Here is a 9,517-nt window from a genome sequence, read left to right on the forward strand (position 1 = left end):
GGAATTACTTTTACATATGATCCTTTATCAAAAGCATCGATCACGATAAATGAGCTGTCGCTTTTTGGGAAAGTAAAGCGGAACTGCGCACTGCGTTCGGTTGGTGCTATTTCCGTAGTCACATCATGATCCGCCAGGTAAACGCTGTAATAGTATGGTTTTACGATCTCGGTTTTATGCGAGAACCAGCTTTGGCGGCCATTTTGAGTCACTTTCAGATGGCCGGTCTCAGGCATAATGGCAAACTGGCCATAATCGCCCATCCATGGTGAAGGCTGGTGCGTTTGCTTAAAACCGTTGATCTTGTAGGAATCATAGGTATACTGCCAGCCGTCGCCCATTTTACCGGTCTCAGGTGTCCAGAAGTTCATGCCCCAGGGCAGTGCAATGGCCGGGTAGGTATTTCCGTTCGACAGGTCATACCTGGATTGCGAACCCATCAACGGGTTCACATAGTCGGTCAATGCGGTTTGTTTTTGAGCAAATACCGAAAATGGCAGCAGAAAAAATAAAAGAAAAAGGGGTGATTTCATGTATTGTATATGTTTATAGCGATGAATGAAAAACTGAAAGCAAATCGCCCATTCTACTCACCCGGTCATTGCTTCGCTCGACCACCCTCTCTCCGCTTCGCGCAAAGAGGGGATTTTTTTTTCTTACCCTTTTTACCACTTGTGGTAGAGAGGGTCGAACAGCGCAGCGCATTCGGGGTGAGTCTATACGGGGCATAATCGCCATAAAAGTTAATTGCAAAAAGTTTTGGCTCCGGAATATTACCATTCGATGTTCACTTTAATGCCATCCGGACTATTATCAAACCCCAAATAAAGCGTATGTGACGATTCATCCCATGATGATTTTACATCGTTTACGGTCTTGCCTTCGTGATCAGAAACGGTAATTTTTCCTGGTTTCGAAGGTAACAAAACACGCGCACTATTTATGGTATTTATAGGGCTTTTTGCTACAAAAGAGTAACTATTTTGTGTCGATCTGCTATCATAAATCCTTGACGCCGACGCCAGTACTTTTGGCTGATTTTTATTGACAACACGGCTCAAATCATACAACAATGATTGCTCGCCGGGCTTAACCACTTTTTCACTTAAAACAGGCAGTTGCGGATCGAACAGATCGATAACAGGACCTTTTACGGTGTATGGCTTGCTATCGGAGTTCTCATCCAAAACGGAGATAATATCATATGGGCCACGCTCCAGGTAGAAGTTGTTTTTGAAAGTCAATTGGCCTGCATGGGCATCTTTTTCGTAGGCTGATTTTATCTCTTTAATATACTTCTCGTCTTCACCGTTCTGCATTGCAAACTCTTTAGGGTTTTGGCGGATCACGTACACCGCTCCTTTGCCAACTGCATACCTGTCTTTGCCAGCAACGGGGGAAATTCCCAATAGCTTAAATAAATGCTCAGAAGGTGCTTTGTATTTCAGGCCTTTTGTATTCCACCATTCCATTACCGATTGATACGGATCGTCATCGCGACCACAGTAAACCAGCACGCCACCTTTTTTCACCCAGTCGACAATATGCTGATGCACTTCGGGGCTATTCGGTTTCATGTTGGAGTAGCTCATCACCAAAACTTTAATGTCTTTTAAAGTAGGTGCGTAAGCCAGGTTTTCCATGTGAACAGTTTGTACCGGAACGCCACGTTTTACCAACGGCAGGGTTTGACCGTAGAAGTTGGAGAACTGCGGGTCTTCAAAACCATTATGCGTAGGGAAGCGCTGGAACATGAGCGAGTTGCTCATTAATACCCCGATACCGTTTACACCGTTCACTTTGTTTTTTGACAGCGGCATATCGTTCAGCGTATTGATCATCACCTGCATTTGAGTTGAATAAAACTTCGGTATCAGCACCATCGAATCGCTATGCGCAACTTTGTAAGGATGGGTGTAGATACGCTCGGGCCAGGGCATTACTTCATAATTATCTACCATCGGGTACAAAATTTCAGCGGTGAAAGTTGCCTGGTAATTGCGTTTATAATCCGCCCAGTCGCGCGGCCAATCTTCGATAGGGTCGGTCAGGAAGAATAGTTTACGACCGGTCGGTGCGGTCATTGAAACCATTGAGCCGTATTCCAGAAAGGCATTCTCAAATACGCGTTCTTTTTTCTCGCCATTAAAAAATGTCGGTTCACGCGAGGTGCCTGTCCATACCTGGGCAATGTAACCATCGATACCTGGTAATGATGCCAGGCTTGCTTCCGGGCTTACAATTTGCCAGGAAGAATAATTCACCAGCGAGTGCGTGGCGATATAAACTTTGATCTCCTTGCCTTTGCTTTTGCCATATTCTTTGGCGTAGCTTGATACCTGTTTTATCGCATCGTAATATAAATGATATTTCAATTTGCTCGATAAATAGGTATTCTCAGGCGATTCATCCTGAGGCCTCCATGGGAAACCGTAATATTTTTGCCATTCTTCTTTAAAAGGTGCGCTGTATCCGGCACGTGCCCAAAATTCCGGTTCCTCTAAAAATATGGTGGTAATGTTAGCGTCGATCACACGTTTTACCACGGCAGTTTTCATGTATTCGATGAACGACTGCACGGGCACTACGTAAGGCATATTCCTGCCATGAAAAATGGTGTCGCCTTTTTTGGTTACCTGGCCTACACCGAGATGGTTTTTACCGTCCCATTTTCCCAGGAAATAATCAAAATAATTGCCCCAGGCAATGCCGGTCATAAATGCAGTTTGATAACCTTTATCGCGCCATGATTGTACGCGCTGCTCAAAAGTTTCGCCCGGGCGGTCGTGGGTGCCGTAAACGATGGCCATATCAGACCGTACATCGATCTGTGGTATCCATTTACTGCTGGTTTGGAAGGTAGTTTTTTGTCGCGGATGCTCTTTGGTCGCATCATATTTCTGCGCGAAGGCAGCATAGGAAACGGCCAGCAAAGAGCAAAGCAGGGTAGTCTTTTTCATTTAGTATTAAATATAGCTGTTTTTAGATAGGTGGATGTAGTGTCGTAAAAGGTAGATGAAGGGTCTTGAAAAAGGAGGGCCGGAGCCCTCCCTAATTAAATCATGGATATTTAATTGAAACCGGTGTACTATAATTGTAGTAATCTAATCCGGCGTTTATCCTTGCGCCTACGCGGAAGTAAACATCCTGTTGTGGCAATGCACCGCCTTTAGTAGTGATTGTGAGCGTATTGCTCAATAAACTATCTGTTTGCACAGTCGTGCTAAAAGTAGCCAGCGGTGAATGCACAGGATCGTAGTTATTGTCACCATCATATTGTGTATTGCTCACATACAAATTCACGTCGGTTATTGGCAGCTGGTAAGCAGCGTTAGTAGTGCCCCTGGATATTTTAATTTGTACGGTTACGGTGCTGTCCGCATTAAACTTAGGCTGGCCAACCCAATCAACCCTCAGGAATGGCTCTACTTTAAAATTAACTGTGGTTACAGTATTGGTGCCTGTTATAGTAACATTCTGGCTCTTATCCGATACTACCTTGCCTACACTATCGGTAACTACCAAAGGAACAAAAGCGCCTTCCGGAGAAATGTTGTAGGTAGCAGCGAAAATTTTGGTGTTGTTATAAGTGCCATCCTGCATCGACTCCAGGTAATAAGGAGTCGGGTTGCTGCTATAGCTCGTTTCGAGCAATTTGATACGGGTGCCACGCCCGCCAATTTCGGTTTGTACCGTGGTTCCTGTGCCCGCATCTGTAACGCTCCCTCTTAAAGTATTCGATGGCGCGGGATAATTATCGATTTTGGAGCATGAGCTGGCGGCGATTGCCACCAGGCCAAATGCTAAATAATATAATCTCTTCTTCATTGTCTTGCTATAATTAATAACCGGGGTTCTGTATTAAGTTCGGGCTCTTTGAAATCGCTCCGCCAGGTATTTGTTCGTAATACCACTTCGGATCGTAAGTGTATACATCGTTGCGCTCGTCGGTACGGGCATCAAAGAAGTACTTACCTGCTGTTGATGAATAGAAAGGCATCAGCACGCGATAGATGGTACCGTTTTGCTCTTTGTCAAATATTCTCCATCTTCTCAAATCCCAGTAGGTTTTATTTTCAAAAGCCAGCTCTTTTCTTCTTTCCTTACGGATCGTATCGATAGTCATAGCGCTTGCGCTTAGCAGCGGAGTGGCCCCTGCCCTTGAACGGATCTGATTGATGATTGTAAAGGCATCAGTAACATTAGCAGAGTTGGAAGATCCAAGCTCATATTCTGCTTCGGCACGGTTTAGCAATACTTCGGCGTAACGCATTTCGATCCAGGTTTGATCCTCGTTATTTTCAAGCACTTGCGAAGTTGGCAGATTCGGATTAAGCCATTTACGGACTGAGAAGCCTGAAATAGCGCAGGTTTGATCACCCGTGAAGATACCGCTCAAGCCTGCAGGGTTCATTTTTGAACCGTCAGGCAAGGTAAAAGCAGTTTGACCGGCATTTGCAGATTGAACCAAATTTGCAGCAGGGTATTGCGCCCTGGAACCGGCAGGCAATAACGGACTTATACCACTTGCCGATGGGCCGGTGTAAATAGCACGGCGGATCTCAATGCTTTGGCCTTTGAATACATCGCCCGGCAAAATTACTGACGCTCTTAAGCGCGGCTCGGCGTTGGCGAACAGATCCATTGTATTATTGAATAACAAATAGTGTCCATTCGCATCCAGGTTCTGAATAGTGCCATTTGAATTTTTAGGGATGCCGTCAAACATTTCCACAAAATCGAGCGTCGGGTTTACTTCGGATGAATAACCATTCGGGCCGATCAACTGACGGGGAACATTATAAGCGTCGTAACCATGTACTGAATTCGGATATTGATATTCGCGAACAAATATGCTCTCGGTGCTTGAAGCATCAGAGAACAGGTTGACAAAGTTTTGGTATTGCGCTGCCTTGTCAGTGGATGACCATGCTTTCAGGTAAAGGCTATACACGCCATCCAATTGTTTTGCCGCATCAACCGCTGCCTGAAAATAGCCATTCGCTGCGCTTGCCGGGATTCCGCAAAGCTGGTTTTGGCTGCCGTCAAACAAAGTGATCTTATTGTACTTAGCAATACTTCCGGCATATAACATCGCTCTTGACTTGAATGCAGCAGCAACATATTTATTAGCGCGGCTGCCATCATTATTATCAGCGTTTGTAGCGGGCAGGTTGGCTATAGCAAAATCAAAGTCGCTTGCAACCTGGTCCCAAACCGCTTTTTCAGATGAGCGCGGAACTTTCAAAGGTTCTGTGCTACCGCCTACGGTATAATCCAGTGTTTTGTTTACTATCGGTACGCCGCCAAAGCGCTTTACCAATGCAAAGTAGGTCATGCCACGAATAAAATAGGCTTCTCCTAACCACTGGTTTATCTGGTCCTTGGTAAAATTGCTTGAATAGGAAGGTAATGTTTCAATAAAGTAGTCGCAATCATGGATAACAGTATATGATCCACCCCAGATATCCCAGTGCCAGTCGCCCCAGTTTTCAGAGGTTGATCCTGTCTGGTCACGGCTCAATGCTTCGCCTGTAGTTGCAGGCGTTGGTTTTATGATCCAGAAGAAATTCAAACCCATATCCGGTGAATACCGGAAATCCTCTATCGGCAACTCACTATATAAGCGGGCCATGTATGACTGTATACCCGGCGCGGTTGTAAATACGTCCGGATCGCGTACGATATTCTGCGGGGCTATATTCACCTTGCGACATGCCGTTCCGCAGAAAGCTAAGATTGTTAATACTATATAAATATATCGTTTCATGATCTGTCCTGATTAAAATTTCACGTTTAAGCCTATGTTATATAACTTATCAAGCGGATACAGGTACCCGTACAGGCCGGTAGGGTGTTCCGGATCGACATATTTAAGACCTGTGATGGTGAGTATATTATAGGCGTTGGCAAATACCCTTATTCCCTTCACCCCAATATGAGAAAGCAATTGGGTAGGGAATGTATATCCCAATTCAACACTCTTTAAACGCACGTAAGATGCATTATGGAAGTTGAATGTTGAACCCGTATTAGCAGTGGTACCGGTATAAGCAAATGTCCCGGGAGTCCATACTGTATTTGGGTTATAAGGATCGGCGTTAGGGTTGGCCGGGTGCCAGTCGTCAGTAAACTGCGTTAACGCGCTGCCTCCACCCCAAAGCGGGATGTTCAATTGTTCGATGTAAGAAATGTCGATTTTAGCTGCTCCCTGGAACAATAAGTTGAAATCAAAATTCTGATATGATCCGCCCACGCTTAAGCCGTAAGTAATTTGTGGGGTTACTGTTCCGCCGTTAGGGTTACTACCATAGGCTATCGGATGATTGTCATTCCCATCAACCTGCCCGTCGCCGTTCCAGTCCTGGTAAACATAATCGCCCACAACCGTTCCCCTTCCAACAAATACCGGGCTGTTTAGTATCTGGCTGTAATTTTGGTATTGGCCAGATCCGCCTAAACCCCATTGTATACCCTGGTTACGATTGGTTTGATCTTGCTGCCAATCCAGGTAGGAGTTACCATGTTTAGATTCGGCATAATTAACCCATTTAGTACGTGCATAAGAGAATGTGCCACGAACATTATAATTGAATTTACCGATATGGCTTCTGTGAGTTACCTCAAAGTCAAAACCCTCGGTACGGTCGCTGTTCAAATTCTGTTGAGGAAGCGGTGTTCCCAATACATCGGGTATTTGAAGCAAGTTAGCTGAGAATAAACCTTTGCGGTCGCGGCGGAAATAGTCGAAAGTAAAGCCGAATAATCCTTTCCATGCGTCAAAGTCGATACCCGCATCAAACGTATGCGATGTTTCCCAGCTAATGTTCGGGTTAGGCAGGCCGGTACTTTGCACGGCATTTACGAAGTTACTGCCAAATACCGAACCGCTTGGCACCTGGTTATTTGCCGTACCATTACTAGCCGGATAAAAATATCCCTGCAAAAACTGGTAATATAACGTATTATCATCCCCCAGTACACCATAAGAAGCGCGCACCTTTAACTGATCGATAAAGGATAAGGCAGATGAGTTTTTCCAGAAGTCCTGCTCAGAAACATTCCATGCAGCAGATACCGATGGGAAGAACCCTTTGGATTGCGTGGGCGGAAATTTAGATGACTCGTCATTTCTGAAGCTAAACTCAGCCAGGTATATCCCTTTGTAATCATAATGCAACCTGCCTACCAATGAGTTGGTGGTATAGTTGTATAGGACCGGGCGGGTTTGGTCGCCATCCTGGTAAGGGTATTGGAAAGCATTTTGATTCGAAGTGTTACCGGCAAATATCTGATCAACAGGCAGCGACAATTGGCGATACGCACCGAAGTTATCTGCTTGTTGCTGGTTACCTTCGTAAAGTATTAAAGCGCTTATGTTATGACCGCCTTTAAATGAGCGGTTATAATTGATAGACAACTGATCGGTATTTTGAGGATAATCATAGTACTGACGCTGTACATAACTTGGTGCACCGGTTAGCGTAGGTTTGTACGATTGTGTGGCGTCATCATATTGATACAGATTGTATGACTTAGCATATTGCTTATTATCCTGTATCTGATCGTTATAGCTATACATTGCCTTAATACTCAAACCCGGTACAAAAGGCACGTCATATTGCAAGCTGAGGAGACCATTAAAAAATTTATTATTCTGAATGCTGTAACCATTTATATCAGAATTTTCATAAGCCAGCGGGTTACCACCGTCAACAAGGCCAAGATTTAAATAAGCAGGGTTGTTATTGGCATAAAAAGACTGGATAGGTAATTCGCGCCAGGTTTCGCGGGTGGTCCACCAAACGGATTGTAAAGGCGAATTTTTCTGATCCCAGATACCTGCAAGGTTCAGATTCAATGTCAGGTTTTTGGTAATCTTGCTGGTAATGTTCGAGCGAATGTTATAACGTTTATAATACAGGTCATTACTTGTTAAAAAGCCATCCTGCCCGGTAAAGCCTCCGCTTATTAGGTAAGTGGTATTATCACTTCCACCGGTGGCGGTAAGGTTGTGCTGATCCTGGAAAGCTGATTTTTTAAATACCGCATCATACCAGTCTGCGCTCTTTTTAGTGCCATTCGCATAATTTGCAAAATCCTGGGGCGTGTAAACGATCTTACTGTTATCCAACTGATGCATCGATAGTTGGTTGGCCAATGTCATGTATTGTATAGCGTCAACAGGCTTTGGTAAACCAGATGGAACTTGCGAGCCGAAAGTACCTGTGTACTCCAATTGCAATTGTCCTTTTTTACCGTGCTTGGTAGTGATCAGGATAACGCCATTTGCTGCTTTTACACCATACACAGATGCTGCGGCGTCCTTCAGTACAGATACGCTTTCGATATCGTTGGGATCTAACCGGGCTAAAATATTGCTGGTACTTGTAGAGTTATCTCCGTTGCCACCCGTAACATTAAAGTTTGGCATCTGTACACCATCCACAACTATGAGTGGATTATTTCCGAAACCGCGTATGGAGATGTTATTGTTAAAGTCCCCCGGTTCTGAGGTGTTTTGCATCACCTGCAAACCGGCAACTTTACCGGTTAGCATATTCTCGACGTTTTCGTTTTTGGTGGTTACGATTTCCTTATTGGTTATTGAGGTTACCGCTGTGGTTAACGATAGCTTTTTCTGGCTGCCATAACCTACTACCACTACTTCGTTTAATGACGAGGAAGCCGGCGCCATGCTTACGGATATTGGTGCCGCGTCTTTTATTACAACTTCCTGGTTTTGATATCCGATGTAACTTAAGACCAGCGTTTGGCCTACACTTGCATTAAGGGAGAACTTACCGTTGATGTCGGTTACGGTTCCCTGGTCAGTCCCTTTTAATTTAACAGAGACACCGGGCAGCGTGCCTCCTTTTTCATCCAGTACAGTACCCTGTACCTTCCCCTGACCTTGTGCATAGGCCGAAAACGACAGGCACAATGTCAGCAGTAATGCCAGTGGCGGGGAAATGAGGATCTTGATTTTAGCCAGACAGAAGTCAATCAGCCGGCTTCGACAGGTAAAAGATTTCTTCATAAATAAATAGGTTGGTTGGTTTATAAAATACCAGGATCGATGGCTCGACCCGCGGCTTTCAGTACACAATGTTAGAGGGGTGGTATTAAAAAATGGGTTAAAAAATGGGTTAATTAGCTAATAATCTTATTAACCTTAAGGTAATCAGACTTGTTACAATTATTGTAAAAAGTACACTAAGTGAAAATCTTAAAGTAAACTATTTGTTAGGAATGAAATAGAAAATAGTCCTTATTTAATCCTAAGACGGGGGTGCTGACAATATTGCGTTAATTATTGACCCGTAGGGTCTACCGCTTTGTAGCGAAAATCAACAGCAAACATTTTTGCCTCGTAGAGCAATGTCATTAAGTTAAGGATTAGTATGCTGGTTTAAAGTTTGAATAGGTTCGGAATTTACTTTTTGAGTGTTTATTTTTTATTGTTCTCTCAAAGGCCCGGCCTTTTCTTATGGGTAACGTGTTCTTAATGAAGAGG

General features: G+C 44.3%; 4 protein-coding genes and 1 pseudogene. All 5 read right to left on the reverse strand.

Annotated elements, in window-relative coordinates; all coding sequences use genetic code 11:
* A pseudogene (locus tag VIM89_RS14490) lies at positions 1-533 on the reverse strand (GH92 family glycosyl hydrolase); the annotation flags it as partial.
* 240 nt (positions 534-773) lie between these two features.
* Positions 774-2,960, reverse strand: coding sequence for a hypothetical protein (locus tag VIM89_RS14495; protein WP_488156885.1), 2,187 nt, complete (start codon positions 2,958-2,960; stop codon positions 774-776).
* A gap of 100 nt (positions 2,961-3,060) precedes the next feature.
* Positions 3,061-3,828, reverse strand: a complete 768-nt coding sequence (locus VIM89_RS14500) for a DUF3823 domain-containing protein (RefSeq protein ID WP_488156886.1) — start codon at positions 3,826-3,828, stop codon at positions 3,061-3,063.
* A 13-nt stretch (positions 3,829-3,841) separates the two neighbouring features.
* Positions 3,842-5,770 (reverse strand): RagB/SusD family nutrient uptake outer membrane protein, encoded by a 1,929-nt coding sequence (locus VIM89_RS14505; RefSeq protein WP_488156887.1) that lies wholly within the window; start codon positions 5,768-5,770, stop codon positions 3,842-3,844.
* A gap of 12 nt (positions 5,771-5,782) precedes the next feature.
* Positions 5,783-9,040: a SusC/RagA family TonB-linked outer membrane protein gene (locus tag VIM89_RS14510; RefSeq protein ID WP_488156888.1), complete on the reverse strand. Its 3,258-nt coding sequence runs from the start codon at positions 9,038-9,040 to the stop codon at positions 5,783-5,785.
* Positions 9,041-9,517 lie beyond the last annotated feature (477 nt).

The sequence above is a fragment of the Mucilaginibacter sp. genome, assembly GCF_036568825.1.
GTDB lineage: Bacteria > Bacteroidota > Bacteroidia > Sphingobacteriales > Sphingobacteriaceae > Mucilaginibacter.

Coding starts and splice junctions, on each gene's coding strand:
- VIM89_RS14505 (WP_488156887.1), bottom strand. CDS start 5,770: ATGAAACGATATATTTATATAGTATTAACAATCTTAGCTTTCTGCGGA.
- VIM89_RS14500 (WP_488156886.1), bottom strand. CDS start 3,828: ATGAAGAAGAGATTATATTATTTAGCATTTGGCCTGGTGGCAATCGCC.
- VIM89_RS14495 (WP_488156885.1), bottom strand. CDS start 2,960: ATGAAAAAGACTACCCTGCTTTGCTCTTTGCTGGCCGTTTCCTATGCT.
- VIM89_RS14510 (WP_488156888.1), bottom strand. CDS start 9,040: ATGAAGAAATCTTTTACCTGTCGAAGCCGGCTGATTGACTTCTGTCTG.